This window comes from Acidiphilium cryptum JF-5, from assembly GCF_000016725.1.
Classification (GTDB): Bacteria; Pseudomonadota; Alphaproteobacteria; order Acetobacterales; family Acetobacteraceae; genus Acidiphilium; species Acidiphilium multivorum.
The window spans coordinates 2,298,108-2,319,700 of sequence record NC_009484.1; the positions used below are offsets into that span (position 1 = coordinate 2,298,108).

9 protein-coding genes are annotated in these 21,593 nt (G+C 67.3%); 2 read left to right on the forward strand and 7 right to left on the reverse strand.

The window, feature by feature from the left end; translation table 11 throughout:
* Positions 1-2: 2 nt before the first annotated feature.
* The 7 genes from tssM to ACRY_RS12960 are packed head-to-tail and all read right to left on the reverse strand — an operon-like array spanning position 3 to position 10,639.
* The gene (gene tssM / locus ACRY_RS12930; protein ID WP_012039807.1) at positions 3-3,530 is read right to left on the reverse strand and encodes a type VI secretion system membrane subunit TssM; all 3,528 of its coding nucleotides are present in this window, start codon (positions 3,528-3,530) and stop codon (positions 3-5) included.
* Entirely contained in the window at positions 3,527-4,897 is a 1,371-nt protein-coding gene (gene icmH, locus ACRY_RS12935) for a type IVB secretion system protein IcmH/DotU (RefSeq protein ID WP_012039808.1), read from the reverse strand. Before icmH ends, tssM begins: the two co-directional genes overlap by 4 nt.
* A 10-nt stretch (positions 4,898-4,907) precedes the next feature.
* A complete protein-coding gene (tssK, locus tag ACRY_RS12940) occupies positions 4,908-6,239 on the reverse strand; it encodes a type VI secretion system baseplate subunit TssK (protein ID WP_007421661.1) in 1,332 nt (443 codons plus the stop codon).
* A gap of 6 nt (positions 6,240-6,245) precedes the next feature.
* Positions 6,246-6,716, reverse strand: a complete 471-nt coding sequence (gene tssJ, locus ACRY_RS12945) for a type VI secretion system lipoprotein TssJ (protein ID WP_007421660.1) — start codon at positions 6,714-6,716, stop codon at positions 6,246-6,248.
* Positions 6,713-8,104: a type VI secretion system-associated FHA domain protein TagH gene (gene tagH / locus ACRY_RS12950; protein ID WP_012039809.1), complete on the reverse strand. Its 1,392-nt coding sequence runs from the start codon at positions 8,102-8,104 to the stop codon at positions 6,713-6,715. The genes tssJ and tagH overlap by 4 nt, the downstream gene beginning before the upstream one ends.
* Positions 8,101-8,682, reverse strand: coding sequence for a DUF6931 family protein (locus ACRY_RS12955; RefSeq protein WP_007421658.1), 582 nt, complete (start codon positions 8,680-8,682; stop codon positions 8,101-8,103). The genes tagH and ACRY_RS12955 overlap by 4 nt, the downstream gene beginning before the upstream one ends.
* Before the next feature lie 16 nt (positions 8,683-8,698).
* Positions 8,699-10,639: a type VI secretion system Vgr family protein gene (locus ACRY_RS12960; protein WP_007421657.1), complete on the reverse strand. Its 1,941-nt coding sequence runs from the start codon at positions 10,637-10,639 to the stop codon at positions 8,699-8,701.
* Between the two features lie 403 nt (positions 10,640-11,042).
* Between ACRY_RS12960 and ACRY_RS12965 the strand changes: the two genes are divergently transcribed.
* Both ACRY_RS12965 and ACRY_RS20430 read left to right on the forward strand, forming a co-directional pair.
* Positions 11,043-12,770: a ShlB/FhaC/HecB family hemolysin secretion/activation protein gene (locus ACRY_RS12965; RefSeq protein WP_231295257.1), complete on the forward strand. Its 1,728-nt coding sequence runs from the start codon at positions 11,043-11,045 to the stop codon at positions 12,768-12,770.
* A gap of 20 nt (positions 12,771-12,790) precedes the next feature.
* On the forward strand, positions 12,791-21,592 hold the full coding sequence (locus tag ACRY_RS20430; RefSeq protein WP_043509178.1) for a filamentous hemagglutinin N-terminal domain-containing protein: 8,802 nt from the start codon (positions 12,791-12,793) through the stop codon (positions 21,590-21,592).
* Position 21,593: the final 1 nt, after the last annotated feature.

Sequence of the window (21,593 nt, forward strand, 5' to 3'; positions counted from 1 at the left end):
CTTCATCCTTTGAGGCTCGGGCAGCGGAAGTCGTTCAGCACGCCCGGCGCGAACGGGTTGAAGATCGACCCCGCCTCGAGCGTGAAGCGCGCCTGCATGCCCCCCTGATCGAAGGTGAGGGTGTAGCGGGCGGAGCTGCCGTCACGCGTGAGCCGCCCCATGCCGAACAGGCGAAACACCGCCCAGGGACCGCTGGCCTGAAGCGTGACCGGCGTGCCGCCGGCGGCCGGCGTGATGATCAGCCGGGCCGTCTGCATGCCGGTGGCACCCGGCCAGTTCACCGAGGTCGGCACCGTCGGGCCGTGGGCGTAGCTGACATCGACGCCGCCAAGCTGCAGCACGACCTGTGCCGCGCCCGCCGAGAGGCCGGCGGGCGTGACCGTGAACTGCACGCTGGGCTGCGTGCCGCCCAGGAAGAACATCTGCTGGATTTCCTGCGCGCGCTGGAATTCCGCGACGGCCCCCTGGCTGACCGGCGGCGCCACGCCGTTCACCGGCTGCACCGTCCATACCTGCCCGGTCATGTTCACGAAGGGCCGCACCTGCGTGTTGAAGAAATTGTCCATCACGCCGCCCGGCGCGAAGAGACGGGCGAAATCGGCAAGCGGAATGCCCGAGGCGGCACTTGCATCGAACGGGTAATGGCCGGTCACCGCCTTCTCGCAGAGTGCCGCGGCACCGCCCGGCGCCTTGAACGCCGCCGCCGCCGCCGCCGCGGCGCTGCCGCCGCGCAGGCTGTTCGATGTCGCGACGATCGCGCCGAGCCAGCGGCTGACCGGCTGCGGATCGTGCTGCGCCTCGCCGGCAAGGAGCTGGGCCGCATCGCCGCCGGCGGCGGGGGACGCGGGGCCCGCCGCGCCGGGCGCCGTGGCGGCGAGGGTTGCCAGCTGCTTCTGCACCTGGTCGATCAGTTGCAATGTCAGCGAGAGCGGAGAGCCTGCCGCGCCGTTGCCCACATAATTGCGCAGCGGCGCGAACTCGGCGTTGATTGCCGCCCCGGGCTTCGGGGCCGGGGCGCCTGACGCCTGCGGGCCCAGCAACTGCTTCAGCCGCGTCGCCGCTTCGTTCAGCTTGGCCGGTGCCCGCAGCTTCGCCTCGGCGCCCGTCGCCCCCTTGGCGGCCTTCGCAAGGTCTTTCGGGGGTTTGGTGAGCGTAAGCTCGTCCGCCATCGACGACAGCAGCCGCACCATCGGCGATTGGGGCGAGCCAAGCACGTAGAGCGCCTGCACGGCCTGGCCCGCGGAGCCGAGGGGCGCGATATTGAGGTCGTCGATCATCGACTGCCAGTGCCGGGCATAGGCGGTGTCATAGAGCCGGATCACATCCTGCTCGAGCGACTGCATCTGCGGCGAATCCGGCTTGATCCGGTCCTGTGCGCCGAGCACCCAGCTTTCCCTGGCGACATCCTGTGTCGCATGGGTGAGGGCCGGCAGCAGCACGGTGTAGAAGCCGCGCTTGGTGAAGAAGCCGGGCACGCCATCGGTCAGCGGCTTGCCGGTGGCGTTGACGAAATAGGGCGTTCCGGCAGCCCCCAGCGCCGCCGCCGGCGTCCAGGCCGGCACGCGGGACGCCGCCTCGGAATCGCGGATGCGGGAATAGACCCGCTCGGCGATCGGCACGCGCGAGAAGGTCGCGCGCGCGGTGGCGATCAGCTGGCCGTCCAGCGGAACGTCCGGCAGCGGGCGGGCGAGCAGCGCGGTCAGGTCCCGCATCAGCGAATGGCGCAACGCGGTCTGGCCGAAGCCCGGATAGAGGCGCCGCCAGTCGAGCTTCATCCAGGCCTCGACCAGCGAGGCGTCGAGCGGTCCCTGATTGCCGAGCATGAGATAGACGCGGGTCGCCTGATACAGGAAATCCGGCCGGTCGAGCCCGCCGCGCATTTCCGCCTCGAGCTGAAGCACGAGGCGCGGCAGCAGCGCATGGTCGAGCACGTTGCGGTAGACGGCGGCGGTCGCAGCCCTGATCGAGGCGCCCTGGTCGAGGCCGATACCGTGATAGCCGCGCTCGGGGGGCGCGCCGGCAAGGTCGCGGGCCTCGCGCAGCAGCGGCGCGATCCGCGACAGATCGGCGCTGGCGACCGGATCGAGCCGGATCTGCGCCGCGACCTTCTGTTCGGCGGCAAGCCCGGCGCGCGCGCGGGCGATGGCGGCGGCATTGTCGGCATGGCTGCGGAACAGCGCCGCGAGCAGCACGACGAACACGAGGCCGACCGCGCCGAACCCCGCGCCGCGCAGCGCGAGGCGGCGCCGGGCGCCGGACCGGTCCGCCGAGCCCAGCATGGCCTCGCCGAAGATCACCTCGCCGATCAGCCGGCCAAGGAAATAGGAGCGGCCGGATTGCGGCCGCAGGCTGGGCGCGCGCCGCTGGTCGATGCCGAAGCTGCGGGCCAGCGCGCCGGTCAGACGGTCGATCGGCGTGCCTTCCTGCGTGCCCGAGCAGAGATAGACCCCGCGTAGCCACGGCGCGGGATCGAGCTGGGAGCCGGCGAACGCCTCGTTCAGGAAGGCCTCCAGCGGCGCCTGCAGGCTCGCGACCTGCATCGGGAAGCCGGCGATGAGCGAGCGGCGATCCGGGCTGCGTTCGGCGGCGAGGCGGTCGAGCATGCGCTCTTCCACGCGGCCGACCAGCTCGCGGAACTCGGCGGCGAACCGGCCCGCCATGCCCGCCGGCGTGCGATCGGGCGGAAAGGTCATGCCCCAGACCTGCGCGCGGCCGGCGGTGTCGAGATCGTCATGGAACTCGGTGAAGCCGGCGATCAGGTCGGCCTTGGTGAACAGCGCGTAGACCGGCACGGTGACGCCGAGGCGGGTGTTGATCTCCTTGATCCGCGCGCGGATGGCGCGCGCATGGGCGGCGCGGGCCGCGGCGTCGGCCTGGGCGATGTCGGACAGGGCGATGGCGACGATCACGCCGTTCAGCGGCTGGCGCGGCCGGGTGCGGCGCAGCAGGTCGAGGAAGCCGTGCCAGCCGGCCTGGTCGACCGACGCCGAGGAATCCTGCGTCGTGTAGCGGCCGGCGGTGTCGATCATCACCGCCTGGTCGGTGAACCACCAGTCGCAATAGCGGGTGCCGCCGACACCGGCGACCGCCCCTTGGCCGAGCTCGGCGGCGAGCGGAAAGTTCAGCCCGGCATTGAGCAGCGCGGTGGTCTTGCCGGCGCCGGGCGGGCCGATGATGACGTACCAGGGCTGTTCGTAGAGAAAGCCGCGCCGGCCGCGCGCCCGGGCGAGGATGCCGAGCGCCTTCTTCATCTTGTCCGCCAGCGCGGCGACTTCCTCCGCCCGCATGCCGGCCTCGGGGTCGGCCTGGGTCTCGGTGATCGCCTCTTCGACGGCGGCCGCCTTCTTGCGGGCGCGGCGATCGAGCCAGAGATTGGCCGCAAGCCAGATCACGAACACCAGGACAGCGATCGCCGCGCGCGGCAGGATGCCGGCGAGCACGGCGAGGAAGGGGCCGAAGAACCAGACCAGGGCCGCGATGATCGCGGCGCCGACGCCGCTCAGCAGCCAGCGGACCAGCCGTGCGCTCATTGGGTTTCACTCCGGATCAGCACGATTTCGATCCGCCGGTTCAGGGCGCGCCCCTGCGGCGTCGCGTTGGTCGCGATCGGGTCGGCGGCGCCGCGCCCCTCCGCGGTGATGCGGCTCTGATCGCCGATCGCGCGGTCGAGCACGGCGGCCGCCGCCTTCGCGCGGTCCTCCGAGAGGACCAGGTTGTTGGGGAAGCGCAGCGTGTGGATCGGCTGGCTGTCGGTATAGCCGATCACCTGCACCTTGCCCTTCTCGCGCGCCAGCGCCTGGCCGATCTTGGAAATCAGCGGCAGCGCGGTGCTCTCGACCGTCGCGCTGCCGGAGGCGAACAGGCCGGTGTTGTTGATGCGGATGACCGGCGCGTTGACGGTGCCGAGCACGGCGACCTCGCCCTTGGTGATTTCGGGTTGCAGGAAGCCGCGCAGCCGGTCGAGCACGTTCGGGCCGGTGGTGACCGGCGGCGGCGGCGGCACGACGGCGGCGGCGCGGACGATCTTCGGCATCCGCGCCGGGTGGGCGGCGACCGACTGCGCGTAGAGCGTGGCGGACTGGCCGCCGAGCCCGTAGTCGAAGGCCGCGTAGACAAGGGCCAGCACCCCGGCGGCCGCCACCGCGGCGACCCAGACCGGCAGGGACGGGCGGCGCGGGCGGTAGGGCGCCGCAACGCCCTGCCAGTGGGGCGCCAGTTCGGGGCTGGCGGCCGGGCGGGCGCGGCGGAGGACGGCATAGACATCCTCGCGCAGCCGGTCGATCTCGGCGGGGCCGCGCGGACTGAGCCGGTAGCGCCCCATGTAGCCGAGCGAGAGGCAGATATACATCAGCTCGAGAACCGGCAGGAACCGGCCCGGGTTCTGCATGATCTGCTTGAGGATGTCGAAGAAGCGCTCGCCGGAGCGGACCTCCTGATGGAAGGTGGACACCATCGAGCGCGCGGCCCAGGCGCCGCTGCTGCCCCAGGGGGTGGCGAGCACCACGTCATCGAGGCTGGCGCACAGGGCGTAATGCGCGGGGCGCAGCTGGTCGTTCGGAATGCCCGCATTGCGGCCCGCCTGCTCGAAGTCGCGCAACGCGCGGGCGGTGCGTTCGCGCAGATCGCCCGAATCGGGCTGGGCCAGGGTGTTGCGCAAGCGAGCGAGCAACTGCAGCAGGGGGGCCGCGGCCGCCATCAGCGGCGTCGAGCCGATATTCAGCGTCTCCGCGCCGCCCGCGGGCGGCGGGGATGCCGGCCGCGGCGGCTCGCTCCAAGGGTCGCCACCGCCGGTTGGCGGCGGCGGCGGCGGCGCGGGCGGGGGACGCCGGCCGCCCGGCGCCGGCCTGATGATCGTGCGGTCGGAATCGTCTGGTTCGGCAAACGGATTGTCGCTCATGCCACCCTCTTCAGCCGCGGATCGCCCAGAGTTCGAGTTTCAGCCCCGGAAATTCGCCCGATACGTGCAGTGCGAACGCGCCTGAATTCTGCATCTGCTGCCAGTGCGGACTGCCGCGATCGAGCTCGAAATAGGTGGCGCCGGCATAGAAAGGGATCTGCCGGGGCGCCACCGGGAGCGGCCGCACCGAGATGCCGGGCAACGCGACGTTGACCAGTTCGCGGATATGCTCGACGGCGCCGATCTTCACCTGCGCGGGGAACAGCCGGCGCAGGGTCTCGGCCGGCACGTCGGCCTGCACGGTCAGGACGAAATTCGCGGCGCGCAGGATGCTGCGGTCGACGATCGGGCCGACATGAACGCCGTGGCGCCGCTCCTGCAGCGGGATCGGCACGGCGTTCTGTTCGATGACCGCCGAGAGCGCCCGCCGCAGATCGGCGACGACCGGCGCGAAGCTGCGTTGCAGATCGTCGTGCCGGTAACCGGGATAGGCGGTGGGCCGGCGGCTGCCCTCGATGAAGGTGGCAAACTCGCCGGCCATCGAGACGAAGGCGGAATAGAGGGTCTCCGGATGGATCACGGCGGCGTCGGCCCAGTGCTGGAGCATCGCCTGCCAGCGGTTGATCGCCTGGAGCAGCATGAAATCCTGCACCTCGGCGACGCCGCGCGTGCCCGGCGCATTGAGCCGGGCGGCGAGCGCCTCGCCACGCTGGTGGATCATGCCGGAGAATTCGGCGATCAGCCCGGCGAGCGGCGGCGCCGCGTGACAGACCAGCGCCGGCGGGATCCAGCGGTCATCCAGCGTCACGCGCCGGTCGGCCGAAACCTCGACGATCCGCGCGACCGGCAGGCAGAGGAAGCCGGCGCGGTCCTCGCTGTCGAGGAGATAGCGCAGGCGCAGCCGGGCGATCAGCAGCTCCGCCGGCTCGGGCGAGGCGGAATGCGTGTCGTAGGCCTCGAAGCGGGCGGCGCCGTAGCGTCCCTCGGTGCTGCCGTCTTCCGCGGCGATCTCGGCGGCGCCGGGCTGGCGCACCGGCAGCGCGAGGTGAAGCAGCATGTTGCGCGTGTTCTCGGGCACCTCGAACGGCGGCGGATGATCGGCCTCGCCCGGCAGGGAGAAGCAGGTTCCGTCCTCGAACACGCCTTCAGCCTCGGCCAGGGCGAAACGGCCGGTGCCGAGCAGTTCCCGGTTGACCGCGAGACGGGAGATTCCCCACGGATAGGGCCGCAGCGCCGCCACCCGGCCGCGCACCTGGGCTTCGAGCCAACGGTCCTGTTGCTGGAAATGCTGCGAGCGCAGGAACATGCCTTCCTGCCAGACGACCCTGTTGGTCCAGCTCATCGACGTTCAGCCCTTCGGTTTGGTTGGGACGAGCTTGGCGTCCAATCCGTCGATCCGCAAGGTCAGCGCGTTCGTTTCATGCGCCTTCACCGGCGCGACGAGGCGCCATGTCGCCCGGTCGATCGCCCGGAAGAACACGGCGATGCCGATCGACTGCGCCTGATCCGGCAATTTGTGCGTCAGCTTCACCGTGGCGCCGGGCGCGACGATCGTCTGCTCCGACGGACCGGCGAGGTCGCTGCCGAGCAGGGACGTGGCCTTGCCGAGCAACGAATACGGGTCGGCGGCATTGAACTTGCCGGCGGTGACCAGCGGGTAGACCCGCACGGCCACCGGCTCGGCAGTGCCCGAGGCATCGGGGTTCTGGTTGGCCCCGCCCGTGATGGTCAGCGACAGCACCGCCGGCGGCTTCGGCGGCGGCGTGCCGCAGCCGGCAAGGAGGACAGGAAGTGCGAGGATGATCGAACGGCGCTTCACGTTTCACTGGCCTCCGCATCCGACAGGGCGCGCTCGTAGGCGCGGGCAAAGGTCTTGCCGAAGACGTTGTCGAAATCGTCGGCAAGGGCCGCGCTGAGCTGGCCATACAATGTTTCATAGGCCTCGAAGGCGCGCGCCTTGCGCTGGGCCGGCAGCAGCGCGCGCGCCGATTCGGCCTCCGCCCGCAGCGGCGCGGGATCGAGCCGGGCGAACAGGGCGCGCACCGCGGCCTGCATGCCGCTCATCACCGCGATCTCGTGCAGGCGGATATCGCGCAGCGCGTCCCGCACCGCCTCCTCGGCCTGCAGGTCGCTGGTGCGGCGGCCGAGGCCGATCAGCGCGGCCATCGCATCGTCGTCATCCGCCGAGAATTTGAGCGGGTTGTTGCCGCGCGCGCGGATCATCGTCTGTTCGATCCGGAATTCGCCCTTGATCGCGGCGCGGGCGATCATCACCTGGCGCAGCCCGCCCACCATGGCGCGGAACAGACCGGCGAGGCGACGCATCAGCAGTTCCGGATCCGCCGGCGGCGGCAGCCCGTCCATGCCCGCGGCCTCGAGAAAGATCCTGAGCAGATCGCCGCCGGGCGCGCCGGCCGGCACGGGAGCGGCCGGCACGGGGGCGGGCGGCAGGGGAGCGGGCGGCAGGGGAGCGGGCGGCGCCGGAGCGGCCGGTGGAGGCGGCTGGATCTCGGCGGGCGGCGGCAGCGGCGAAGGCGCCGTCCATGCCGGGCCGGCCGACGCCGTGTTGGCGCCGGGTTCGAGGCCCAGATCCCAGTCATCGGGCAGAAGTTTCGGCGCCATCGGCGCGGGGCGGAAGACGTCGTTCTGCGCCGGCGAGTGGTCGGGCACCGGCGTCGGGCCGAACAGGGCATCGTCATCCGGCAGGCCGGCAAAGTCGTCGGGCATCGAAATCGAATTGCCGCCGCCGAACCACTCGTCGGATACGGGAGAGGAGACGGGTGCCGCGGGTTTGGCGAACGGGTCCTCGCCGAACGGATCGGCGAAGGGGTCCGGCCGGGTCGCGGGCGCGGCGCCGAAACCACCGCCATATCCCGCATCCCCGAAGCCGCGCTCGACGAGACGGGCTTCGATTTCGTAGCTGCCCAGCCGGATCCGGTCGCCGTCGCTCAGCGCGTGAACGCGGCCGGCGCCAAGCGGCTCGATGTCCTGATTGACGAATGTGCCGTTGGTGCTGGTGTCGGCGATCTGCCAGGCGCCGGCACGCCAGGCGATCACGCAATGCCGCTTGGACAGCACGCGATCGGGATCGGTGAGCACCCAGTCATTGTCCGGACCGCGGCCGATGCGGAATTCCCCGCCCTCGATGCTGCGGGTTTCCGGCGGGGCGGCATCCGGGCAGCGGAGCACGCTGAGGGTGAGGGTCATTGTTCGGCCTCCGGCGGCAGTCGGCCGACGCCGCCGGCGGCGATCTCACGGGCCGAACGAAGGAAGAGCGCGAGACGGGCCGGGCCGCGCTGCGCGTCCCCGCGCACGGCGGCAAGGGCAACGGCACCGGCCACGGCCACGCCGGTCAGATGCGCAGGCGGCGGCACCGGCGGCTGGTCGGGCGGGGAAATGCTCGGGCCGGACCAGAAGGCGGCGACCGCCGCCCAGGCCTCCGGCGTCTGGAACCCGATCGCTTCCGCCCTGCTCATCGCGGCGCGGCGCCCCTCCTCGTTCTGCTGGCGAACCCAAAGCTCGACCGCATCGAGGGTCGCGCGCCCGGTCTCCGCGAGGTCCGCGGGAGCGGTGTGCCGCGCGCACATCGCCGCCCACCAGACCGCCTCGCGCCGCGGCAGGGCATGGGCGAAGCACCGCGTCGCCTCCACCAGGAAGCCGGCTCCCTCCAGCGCGTCGATCAGGGCGGGCACGGTGGCCGCGCCGCCGGCAGCCGCCAGCGCTTCCTCGCCAAGGGCTGCATGGGCGAGTACGGTCTCACGCACGGCTGCCTGTATCTTGTCCATCTTCCGTGCATCCACCTCAGTTCACCATGATGATCCCGCCCTGGAGTTTCAGCATCCCCGAGCCGGAATGCTGCGCAATCGCGCCGCTCGTCGACAGCTCGGCCTGGGCATTGATCTTGATGAGGGTGCCGGAGAGCGTGATGCCCGTCATGTCGATCTTGATGCTGTTTCCGCCCACTTTCAGCGTGATCGACTCCATCGACTCATAGGTGACGGCCCCGGTCACGGATACGGATTGCTGCCCCTGCACCGACACGCTCTGCTTGCCCTTGACCGTGACGGACTGGTTGCCATCGACCGTCTCGGAATGGTCCTGCTTGACCTCGAAGGTACGATTTCCTTTCACCGTCTCGGTCTGGTTGCCGTCCACGGTGATCGCCTCGTCCTTCTTGACGGTCACCGTGCGGTTGTTGCCGATCGTGCGGGTTTCATCATGCTCGACCTCGACCGTATAATCCCGCTCCGCATGCAGCAGGACAACCTCCGAACCCTTGGTATCGTCGATACTGAATTCGCTGTAGTTCGACGTCCCGCCACTCTTGGTTGAGCGGGAGCGGAATCCCGCCTTGTTCTGCTCGGCGGGGAGATTGAACAGGCTGACCTGGCCGGAGTTGTAGAAGGAACCGATCACGACCGGCCGGTCGATGTCGCTCTCGAGGAAGCTGATGGCGACCTCCTGGCCGATGCGCGGAAGGAACTGGAACCCCCAGCCGGCGCCGGCCCAGGGCTGGATCACGCGAACCCAGCAACTCGAGTTCTCGTCCTTCTTGCCGCGCGTGTCCCAGTTGAACTGAACCTTCACCCGGCCGTACTTGTTCGTGTAAATTTCATCGCCCGAGGGCCCGACGACGAGGGCGGACTGCAAGCCGGCGATCTGCGGCTTCGGCAGGAGTTCCGGCCGCCAGGGAACGGATGCGTCGAACAGGGTGAATGCGACATCGACGGTGGCCGTCCCTCCGCCGATGCCGGCGTGATCGGTCACGCTGAGCGCGGCCGCCGCAATGACGTAATCGCCGATGCCGAAGGGATCGCCGGTGATGGTGACGGCGTTGCCGGGAGCGAGCATCGACGGGGTGTTGCCGCCACCGGCGAACAACCCGGCACGAACCTCGGCCGCCTCGTTCTGATGGCGCACCTGCTGTCCGATCGCCTCCTTGACGGGATTTTCCGACGGGTAGCGATAGAATTTGCGGGTTGCCGCCCCCTTCGCCTTGAGCACGGTATCCGCATCGGAGACGAGGCCGGTGGATGCCGTTTCATAGTTGTAGTCGTTCCCGATGAACTTGCCGATGGTCGTGCTGTCGGCGCGGCTGAGCGTATGAACCCCGACTTCGGTCGCGGTCTGCCCGGCGAATTTGACGGCTCCCAACTTGGGGAGAGATTGCGAGCTGCTGGCGACGACGAACTTGTGTCCGGACTTTTCGTGGACGAAATAATAGAAAAGCCCATCGCGCGCGAGGATGCGATTTATGAAGTCCAGATAGGTCTCATTGAACATGACTGTATAGTCATAGCTCGTCCCGCCACTCGGCAGCTCGTATGAAGTAATCTCGAATTCGTCCAGAACTTCCTTGACGATGGCAACGGCGGTCTTGTTCTGGAATATCCGGCAATCGAGTGTCTGCCCGAGGAACCAGAGGGCGGGAACGACCGTCAGTTCATGATCCCAGAGTTCGAGGCCGGCGGCGATCGCGGTACCGGCCGCGTTGCCGGGCTTCTGGACCACGGACGAGACGAGGCCATTGATGTAGGTCTGGTTCGTCCCGTCGGACCCGATCGCGACGGTGACCGACGTGTATAGAAGATCGTTCGGATCGAGCCCGCCGGCACCCGCGCGCACCGACAGCGTATACCGGAAGCACTGGCTGAGCGCCGCCTGGCCATTGACCCCGACCAGCGTCAGGACGCCGCTACCAAGCGATGTCTGGAGGTCAAGCAGATCGATATTAGTCGTCATTCCGCCAACCCCCGATCACGATTTGCCCCGGGCGGCGCCGTTCCGCGCCCGCGCAGCAACGCCAGCCCGATACATCATAGCACCGCAAGCCGGCGCGCCGCGTGACCCGCCGCACAGGTATTTTCCATCCAGCCGCCGGACATCCCATTCTTCCTGATAGTTAACAAAGCCGCAGAAGCTACGCAAACTGCAATGGCGAGGAGCGAAAATCCGCACTCCACACTAAATATCGCGCCTTGAATTCAAATTTCTCAATTTCTCAAATTTTGAGGCAGCGTGCGTTAAATCTTTTACGTGGCTTCATATGAATTCGTCGTTCGGTTATACATCCTTAACGACTTAGGGAACGGCGATGCGGATCGGACGGGGCGTAGCGGGCCGGCAGGGATGCCGTGCCGGGATCATGGCATTCGGATTGGCGGTCTTCGGCGCGGCGGGCGCGCACGCGGCCCCGACCGCCTTGCCGACCGTGCCGCAAGTGTCGCCCCTGCAACATATCATGCCGCATGCCGCGCCGAATCTCGGCCAATCATTGCCGGATTTCCGCCCGGTCGGGCGGGAGGGCGCCGTGCCGGACCAGTCCGTGCCGGTGCACTCCGTCGCCGTGCTGGGGGCAACCGCCTTTTCCCCGGCGCAACTCCGCGCAACCGTCGGCAAGCTGATTGGCGCGGCAACGCCGCTACCGGCGATCGAGGCCGCGCGGCTGCGGTTGCTCGCGCTCTACCGCGGGCATGGTTACGTGCTCACCGCGGTATCCGCGGAAATCAACAGATCAGGCGACCTCCGCTTCATCGTCACCGAGGGCCACATCGTCAGCGTCAAGCTGTCGCGGAATATCGGTCCGGTCGGCACGCTCGTCCTTGGCTTTCTGGACCACCTCACCCACGAGCGGCCGGTCCGGCAGGCCTCGCTTGAACACTGGCTGCTGCTCGCGCAGCAGATACCGGGTGTCGCGGTCGGCGCCGTTCTGCAGCCCAATGCCGCGGCGCCCGGTGCGCTCACCCTGGTGGCCGACGTCGTCCGCCGACCGTTCTCGGCCCTTGTGACCGCCGACAACCGCGGCTTCGACGAGACCGGCCCCGCCGAAGGGCTCGTCGTCGGCGACATGAACAGCTTCACCTCGCTCGGCGAGCAGAGCCAGACGTCGTTCTTTCACACATCCGGCGGAACCAACAATTTCGGCCAGTTTTCAGAGAGTTTCTTCGCCGGGACGAGCGGCCTTCGCATCGGGATCTACTTCGGCGCCGGCCGGGCCATTCCCTCCGGAACCTTGCGCGAGGTGGGATATCGGGCGCATCTCGACGTGTTCGGTCTCTATGCCAGCTACCCGCTCTGGCTCGAACGTGGTCAGTCGCTTGAACTGAAGGCCCGTTTCGACGGCACGGACAACATCGTCTACACGGCCTCCGGCTTCAGTGGCGCGGAGACGCCCGCTTCGACCGACTCGGTGCGAGCCCTGCGCATCGAACTCGACGAGGCGTTCAGCGATGATGTGCTCGGCGCCGCGCGGCCCGCCCTGACCACCGCCACGCTCGAGGCGTCACGTGGATTGCGGCTTTTCGGGGCGTCCGCGAACGGCAGGTCGAACGCGGGACGCCTCGGGGAACGGTTCGATTTCTGGAAGATCGATCTCTCGCTCGACCGCACCCAGACGCTGTTCAACCCCTGGCGGAATGCGAGCGTCGCCCTCGAAGGGACGTTTGGCGGCCAGTATTCGCCCGACATCCTGCCCTCCTCCGAAACCTTCTATCTCGGCGGAAACCATATCGCCCAAGGCTATTATTCCGGGCAGGTAACTGGCGACGACGCTCTTTATGCAAGTGCCGAGCTTCAACTCAACACACCGCTCAATCTGCGGTTGCTGGGCCGGCATTTTTTCATCGGGTCACAATTCTACACCTTCTACGACTGGGGCCAGGTCTGGCAGAATGAGCCGAGAACGCTGGGACAGAAGCCGAACGACAAGCGGCTCGCCTCGTTTGGCGGTGGGGTCCGGTTACGCCTGACGCGCCGGATCGAATTCGATATCGCCGCCGTGCACCGTTTTGTCACGCAGTTGCAGCCGCCGGCGAGCGGCGTGCCGCCGCTTCGGGAAACGGCTGTCTACTGGGGCGTGCTCGCACGCTATTGATGGGGCAAGGATGCGCGGGAATGACGAATAGCCAGCATCGGATCGCCGTCTCCCGTCCGGGCCGCCGTGCCGGCCGCCGGCGGTTGCTGCTCGCCTCGACAGCGCTGACCGCGGCCCTGCTCGCCCCGTCCCAGGGCCGCGCGGGGCAACCGGCGCCGATGGCGACGCCGCAGGGCGGCACCGTCGTCGGCGGCTCGGCGACGATTTCCCAGGCACCCGGCACGACGACGATCACCCAGACCAGCCAGCGCGCCGCAATCGACTGGCAGAGCTTCAATCTCGGGTCGAAGGCGCGCGTCACCTTCAACCAGCCGAACGCCCAGGCCATCGCGCTCAACCGGGTGATCGCCAACAATCCCTCGATCATCGCCGGGCGGATCGACGCCAACGGGCGCATCGTGCTGGTCAACCAGGATGGCGTCGTGTTCACGCCCGGCTCGGAGGTCAACGCCGAGAGCCTGGTCGTCAGCACCTCGGGGATATCGCCGAAAAACTTCATGGCGGGCAAGCTGATCTTCGACCAGCAGCCAAAGCCCGGCGCCCGCATCGTCAACGACGGGCGGATCACGATGAAGCAGGCGGGCCTCGCCGCTTTCGTGGCGCCGGAGGTGATCAACCGGGGGACGATCACCGCGCAGCTTGGCCATGTCGTGCTCGCCGGGGCATCGGCCTTCACGCTGAACCTTTCGGGCGATGGGCTGATCTCGATCAACGTGACGCAGGCGGTTCGGCAGATCGACCTCGGCGGCCGGAAGGTCACCGCACTGGTGACCAACGAGGGAACGATCATTGCCAATGGCGGGCGCATCACCCTCACGGCGCGGGCGGTGGACGGGTTGATCCAGCAGCTTCTCGATGTCGGCGGCACACTCAGGGCCGACAGCGTTGGCCGGCAGCCCGGCGCGATCACCATTCAGGGAGTCGGCGGCGACCTCCAGGTTGCCGGCCAGCTACTGGCACGGGGAGAGACGCCTGGCAGTTCCGGCGGAACGATCGCCGTCGATGCGACAGGCAATGTGAGCGTGGCCAGCACCGCGCGGATCGATGCCTCGGGCCCGGCGGGCGGCGGTGTCGTGGCGCTCGGCACCGATGCGGCGCGCGCGTTGCAGGGACCATCCGACACAACGGCGCCGAAGGCCGCGCGGGTCGCGATCGCCCAGGGGGCGACAATTTCCGCCGATGCAACACGGAATGGCAATGGCGGCCGAATCACCGTTCTTTCGCGCGACAGAACGACGGCGGCCGGCACGATTTCCGCCCAGGGCGCGGGGAATGGCGACGGTGGCCTGATCGAAATCTCCAGCGACGGCGTGATCTCCCTCTCGGGAACCGACACCACCTTCGCACCCAGCGGGCGCAACGGCACCATCCTGCTCGATCCGCAGACCCTCATCGTCACGTCGTCGAGCGGCACCCCGAGTGCGGGCACGACCACCACGTCCGGTACTCTCACGGTCGGCACGGACAGTAGCACGTCTTCCTATATCGATGCATCGATACTGGATTCGCAGACCGGCGCGGTCGAACTCAGCGCATCGTCCCTGATTTCGATCGTCTCCGCCATCTCGAGTTCGTCGATCTCCACACTGGCGATGAATTCCGGCGGCGATATTCGTATTGCAGCGCCGGTGACGCTTACCGCCGGATCAATCGAGGCAACAGCCAACGGGACCATCGAGGTCAGCGGCGCTCTTGGCGCGAGCAGCATCTCGCTGCTCGACACTGCCAGCAGCCCAACCAACAAAATTGACATCAACGCCAACATCGATGCCCCGACGCTCAGCCTCGACGCCGGCTCGGGCACCATCGCCAATGCCGGCTCCGGCTACGTCACCGCCTCGACCCTCGATGCCGCCGCAAGCCTCGTCGCCCTCACCGGCAGCAACTCCATCACCACTCTCGGCAGCGTCAACGTCGGCAACCTCACCCTCGACGACAACGCGCCCCTCACCATCGCCGGCTCCTTCAACGCCACCGACGCAAGCATCACCGACACCGGTTCCCTCGACATCGCCAGTGCCGTCTCCGCCATAGGCAGTCTCGGCCTCTCCGCCTCGGACATCGGCATCAACGCCAGTCTCGACGCAACGACCCTCAGCCTCGACGCCGGCTCGGGCACCATCGCCAATGCCGGCTCCGGCTACGTCACCGCCTCGACCCTCGATGCCGCCGCAAGCCTCGTCGCCCTCACCGGCAGCAACTCCATCACCACTCTCGGCAGCGTCAACGTCGGCAACCTCACCCTCGACGACAACGCGCCCCTCACCATCGCCGGCTCCTTCAACGCCACCGACGCAAGCATCACCGACACCGGTTCCCTCGACATCGCCAGTGCCGTCTCCGCCATAGGCAGTCTCGGCCTCTCCGCCTCGGACATCGGCATCAACGCCAGTCTCGACGCAACGACCCTCAGCCTCGATGCCAAGGGAGGCACCATCACCAATGCCGGCTCCGGCTCCGGCTCCGTCTCCGGCTACGTCACCGCCTCGACCCTCGATGCCACCGCAAGCCTCGTCGCCCTCACCGGCAGCAACTCCATCACCACTCTCGGCAGCGTCAACGTCGGCACCCTCACCCTCGACGATAACGCACCCCTCACCATCGCCGGCTCCTTCACCGCCACCAGCGCAAGCCTCACAGACACTGGTTCTCTCGACATCACCGGCTCCTTCAACGCCACCGCCGCAAGCCTCGCCGCCCCGGACATCCGCATCAACGCCAACATCGATGCCCAAACCCTCAGCCTCGATGCCAGCGGAGGCACCATCTCCAATGCCGGTTCCGTCTCCGGCTACGTCACCGCCTCGGTCCTCGATGCCACAGCCTCGGTCCTCACCCTCGCGGGAACCGGCAGCAGTTCCCTGAACAACTCCATCGACACCCTCGGCAGCATCAACGTCGGCTCCCTCGCCCTCAACGACGAAGCCGCCCTCACCATCGCCGCCCCCTTCAACGCCACCGTCGCAAGCCTCGCCGCCCCGGACATCCGCATCAACGCCAGCCTCGATGCCCAAACCCTCAGCCTCGATGCCAGCGGAGGCACCATCTCCAATGCCGGCTCCGGTTCCGTCTCCGGCTACGTCACCGCCTCGACCCTCGATGCCACAGCCTCGGTCCTCACCCTCGCGGGAACCGGCAGCAGTTCCCTGAACAACTCCATCGACACCCTCGGCAGCATCAACGTCGGCTCCCTCGCCCTCGACGACGAAACCGCCCTCACCATCGCCGCCCCCTTCAACGTCACCGTCGCAAGCCTCGCCGCCCCGGACATCCGCATCAACGCCAACATCGATGCCCAAACCCTCAGCCTCGATGCCAGCGGAGGCACCATCTCCAATGCCGGCTCCGTCTCCGGCTACGTCACCGCCTCGACCCTCGATGCCACAGCCTCGGTCCTCACCCTCGTAGGAACCGGCAACAGTTCCCTGAACAATGCCATCACCACCCTCGGCAGCATCAACGTCGGCTCCCTCGCCCTCGACGACGAAACCGCCCTCACCATCGCCGCCCCCTTCAACGCCACCGTCGCAAGCCTCGCCGCCCCGGACATCCGCATCAACGCCAACATCGACGCCCAAACCCTCAGCCTCGATGCCAGCGGAGGCACCATCTCCAATGCCGGCTCCGTCTCCGGCTACGTCACCGCCTCGGTCCTCGATGCCACAGCCTCGGTCCTCACCCTCGCGGGAACCGGCAGCAGTTCCCTGAACAATGCCATCGCCACCCTCGGCAGCATCAACGTCGGCTCCCTCGCCCTCGACGATGAAACCGCCCTCACCATCGCCGCCCCCTTCAACGCCACCGTCGCAAGCCTCGCCGCCCCGGACATCCGCATCAACGCCAACATCGACGCCCCGACCCTCAGCCTCGATGCCAGCGGAGGCACCATCTCCAATGCCGGCTCCGTCTCCGGCTACGTCACCGCCTCGACCCTCGATGCCACAGCCTCGGTCCTCACCCTCGCGGGAACCGGCAGCAGTTCCCTGAACAATGCCATCGATACCCTCGGCAGCATCAACGTCGGCTCCCTCGCCCTCGACGACGAAACCGCCCTCACCATCGCCGGCACGGTTTCGGTTGCGACCCATGGGCAGGTCGCTTTCATCACGCGGGGACTGGATGATACGTCCGGCGCCACCTTCCTGGCACCGGACGGCACGATCGAGATCGCTCCACTGGGATCGAGCACGATTGCGGGGATACTCGATCTTGGCGGTACCAGCGCGGGCAACGTCAACGTCTCGACGAATTTCGTTACCCTGCTCGCAGACTCCGGTGCGGCACTTCTCGATCTAGGCACGGCCAATGCCGGCCCGGGCACTCTGGCCGGAGGCGTCATCTTCGATGGCAATTTGCCATCCTTCACACCCACCCTGATGGTTGAAGCCAGCGGCAGCATCGTCAATGACGGCCTACTCTCTGTCGGCAATATCACCGTCATGGGCAGCGACTTTTCCGGCTCTGGTGCCGTTACGGCGGATAGCTTGGCAGGTAGTGTCTCAGGTTTCGCCAGCCTGCAGAATCGTGGCAACTCCATAAAGGTCATCACGAGTCTCAGCGCTGGCTCGTCGATTGATGTTGCTGACAGTCAGCCGCTCACTATTGCCGGCACGCTGAGTGTAGCGTCTGGCGGAAATATCGTTCTCAGCGCCAATGGAATGGATCTGGCCGGTGGAACGATCCTGGCGAATTCGGGCGCGGTGACGCTTGCTCCACTTGGCTTCGATACCATCGCCCTCGGTGGGACCTCGACTACGGCGCTCGATCTTTCAAATCAGCTCTTGAACGCCATCAGTGCGAATTCCCTTCAGATCGGCACTGTCCAGACCGGGCTGATCGAAAACGATGGCTCGATCAGTCTTTCAATCCCAAACATCCTGATGGATGCGGGCACTATCAACATCAACCAGCCGTTCCTTGCGCAACATAGCTCGTTGATCGTGCAGGCAGGTGGCGAATTCACCGGTAATGGTGGCATTACGGTAGCTGCCCTCGGTGCCGCCGCAAGCCTCGTCGCCCTTACCGGCAGCAATGCCATCACCACTCTCGGCAGCATCAGCGCCGGCAGCTTCACCCTCGACGACAACGCGCCCCTCACCATCGCCGGACCCTTCACCGCCACCAACGCAAGCATCACCAACACTGGTTCTCTCGACATCACCGGTTCCTTCAACGCCACCGACGCAAGCCTCGCCGCCTCGGACATCCGCATCAACGCCAATCTCGACGCCACGACCCTCAGCCTCGATGCCAACGGAGGCACCATCACCAATGCCGGCTCCGGCTCCGTCTCCGGCTACGTCAACGCCTCGAACCTCGATGCCACCGCAAGCCTCGTCGCCCTGACCGGCAGCAACTCCATCACCACTCTCGGCAGCATCAGCGCCGGCAGCTTCACCCTCGACGACAACGCGCCCCTCACCATCGCCGGCTCCTTCAACGCCACCGACGCAAGCCTCTCCGCCTCGGACATCCGCATCAACGCCAATCTCGACGCCACGACCCTCAGCCTCGACGCCAACGGAGGCACCATCACCAATGCCGGCTCCGTCTCCGGCTACGTCACCGCCTCGAACCTCGATGCCACCGCAAGCCTCGTCGCCCTCACCGGCAGCAACTCCATCACCACTCTCGGCAGCGTCAACGTCGGCAACCTCACCCTCGACGACAACGCGCCCCTCACCATCGCCGGCTCCTTCAACGCCACCGACGCAAGCATCACCGACACCGGTTCCCTCGACATCGCCAGTGCCGTCTCCGCCATAGGCAGTCTCGGCCTCTCCGCCTCGGACATCGGCATCAACGCCAGTCTCGACGCAACGACCCTCAGCCTCGATGCCAAGGGAGGCACCATCACCAATGCCGCCTCCGGCTCCGTCTCCGGCTACGTCACCGCCTCGGTCCTCGATGCCACCGCAAGCCTCGTCGCCCTCACCGGCAGCAATGCCATCACCACTCTCGGCAGCATCAGCGCCGGCAGCTTCACCCTCGACGACAACGCACCCCTCACCATCGCGGGTTCCTTCAACGCCACCAGCGCAAGCCTCGCCGCCTCGGACATCCGCATCAACGCCAATCTCGACGCCACGACCCTCAGCCTCGATGCCAACGGAGGCACCATCACCAATGCCGGCTCCGTCTCCGGCTACGTCACCGCCTCGAACCTCGATGCCACCGCAAGCCTCGTCGCCCTCACCGGCAGCAATGCCATCACCACTCTCGGCAGCATCAGCGCCGGCAGCTTCACCCTCGACGACAACGCACCCCTCACCATCACCGGTTCCTTCAACGCCACCGACGCAAGCCTCTCCGCCTCGGACATCGGCATCAACGCCAATCTCGACGCAACGACCCTCAGCCTCGATGCCAACGCAGGCACCATCGCCAATGCCGGCTCCGGCTACGTCAACGCCACAACACTCGATGCCGTCGCAAGCCTCGTCGCCCTGACCGGCAGCAACGCCATCACCACTCTCGGCAACGTCAGCGCCGGCAGCTTCACCCTCGACGACAACGTACCCCTCACCGTCGCCGGCCCCTTCACCGCCACCAGCGCAAGCCTCACCGACACCAGCGCCGGTGGCTTCGACATCGCCGGACAGGTCAGCCTCGCCTCCTTCCTCGCCCTCTCCGCAACAAGCGGATCCATCACCAGCTCGGGTACCGGTTCCATCTCCGCACCCACTCTCGATGCCGCCGCAAGCCTCGTCGCCCTCACCGGCAGCAACGCCGTCACCACTCTCGGCAGCATCAATGTCGGCACCCTCACCCTCGACGACGAAGCCGCCGCCCTCACCATCGCCGGTCCCTTCAATGTTACCGACGCACGCCTCACCGACACCGGTTCCCTCGACATCGCCAGTGCCGTCTCCGCCATAGGCAGTCTCGGCCTCGCCGCCTCGAACATCGGCATCAACGCCAGTCTCGACGCCACGATCCTCAGCCTCGACGCCGGCTCGGGCACCATCGCCAATGCGGGCTCCGGCTACGTCAACGCCACAACACTCGATGCCGCCGCAAGCCTCGTCGCCCTCACCGGCAGCAATGCCATCACCACTCTCGGCAGCATCAACGTCGGCAACTTCACCCTCGACGACAACGCGCCCCTCACCATCGCCGGTCCCTTCAACGCCACCAGCGCAAGCCTCACCGACACCAGCGCCGGTGGCTTCGACATCGCCGGGCAGGTCAGCCTCGCCTCACTCCTCGCCCTCTCCGCAACAGGCGGATCCATCACCAGCTCGGGCACCGGTTCCATCTCCGCGCCGACCCTCGATGCCACCGCCAGCCTCGTCGCCCTGACCGGCAGCAACTCCATCACCACTCTCGGCAGCATCAACGTCGGCAGCTTCACCCTCGACGACAACGCACCCCTCACCATCGCCGGCCCCTTCACCGCCACCAATGCAAGCCTTACCGACACCAGCGCCGGCGGCTTCGACATCGCCGCACAGGTCAGCCTCGCCTCACTCCTCGCCCTCTCCGCAACAAGCGGATCCATCACCAGCTCGGGCACCGGTTCCATCTCCGCACCGACCCTCGATGCCGCCGCAAGCCTCGTCGCCCTCACCGGCAGCAACTCCATCACCACTCTCGGCAGCATCAACGTCGGCACCCTCACCCTCGACGACGAAGCCGCCGCCCTCACCATCGCCGGAAGTCTCGTTGCGCAGCGCGCAGCAATCTCGGCCGCCGATCTCACCATTCCAGGCGTCATTCTTGTCGATGGCGCGTTAAGCCTGGCGACGTCCGGAACGATCTCCGAGACCGGGACGATCGACCCCACCCTGCTCCAGATCGCAGGGGCGCGGGACGTGCTGCTGACCGGCAGCAATACGATCGACGCTCTTGGGTCGGTCAGCGTGCCTCTGGGAAACCTGGCGCTGGTGGATCAGGTGCCTCTCACGGTGAACGGCCCCGTATACGCCCTCAATATCTCACTTGATTCACCCGCCATGTATATTCCCGGCGCGATCAACACGCCCGGCACGCTCGGTCTGGGCTATGGCCCGATTTCCGGAAACGGTCCCATCACCGCCGCGACGCTTACGAGCAACAGTGCCGTCATCGGCGACGTGGCGCTGACTGGAACGGAGAACGTCATAGGCACTCTCGGCGGATTCGATGCCGCCGGCCATCTCTTCGCGTTGACCGATGCCACGGCGTTAACCGTGGCCGGACCTGTTTCGGCGAAGGCGCTGACCATAACGGCAACCGGCCAGATCACTCTGGACGGGGCGGATGGCGGTTCCTTCGCGATCGGCGGCCAATTTCTCCCGACATACGTCTACAATGGCCTGTCGCCACGTAACGGCATCGATTCGGTTCTGCAGGTGATCGCGAATGGAGCGCCGGCTAACGGCATCGTACAGACCGGCCAGTTCAACATCGACACCGGTCCCCTTCAAGGTCAGCCAAACACGCTGTTTATGCTTCTGCCGGACGGTGCCGACGCGAAGTTCAACGATCTCAATGCGCGCAGCACGGATCTGGCGATTTCGCTGATCAACGGATATGCACAGGGAACATTGTATTTGCACTATCTGCTGGTGGCGGGCGGCCTTAATGGACAAACGGCTTTCGTCGGCCAGATCGCCGGTCTTGCCGGCTCGGCCGCGGCGCATAACGGCAAGGTCGTTCCTGTGCCGGGATCCAGCTATCGCTTCAACTCGTGCATTATCGGATCGGTGAGTTGCACCGTGTTGCCTGTGGCGATCGTGCCGGAGCGCAACCCGCTGGATGATTTCGACATCAGTCCACGGCGGCGACGCAAGCTGGATGCGAATGTCCGGCTGCCAGGTGTGGCGGCAAAGGACTATTGAC

Bases quoted from the DNA above. Each gene is read 5' to 3' on its own strand.
- tssK (WP_007421661.1), bottom strand. From the start codon at position 6,239: ATGAGCTGGACCAACAGGGTCGTCTGGCAGGAAGGCATGTTCCTGCGC.
- tagH (WP_012039809.1), bottom strand. From the start codon at position 8,104: ATGACCCTCACCCTCAGCGTGCTCCGCTGCCCGGATGCCGCCCCGCCG.
- ACRY_RS20430 (WP_043509178.1), top strand. From the start codon at position 12,791: ATGACGAATAGCCAGCATCGGATCGCCGTCTCCCGTCCGGGCCGCCGT.
- ACRY_RS12960 (WP_007421657.1), bottom strand. From the start codon at position 10,639: ATGACGACTAATATCGATCTGCTTGACCTCCAGACATCGCTTGGTAGC.
- icmH (WP_012039808.1), bottom strand. From the start codon at position 4,897: ATGAGCGACAATCCGTTTGCCGAACCAGACGATTCCGACCGCACGATC.
- ACRY_RS12965 (WP_231295257.1), top strand. From the start codon at position 11,043: ATGGCATTCGGATTGGCGGTCTTCGGCGCGGCGGGCGCGCACGCGGCC.
- ACRY_RS12955 (WP_007421658.1), bottom strand. From the start codon at position 8,682: ATGGACAAGATACAGGCAGCCGTGCGTGAGACCGTACTCGCCCATGCA.
- tssM (WP_012039807.1), bottom strand. From the start codon at position 3,530: ATGAGCGCACGGCTGGTCCGCTGGCTGCTGAGCGGCGTCGGCGCCGCG.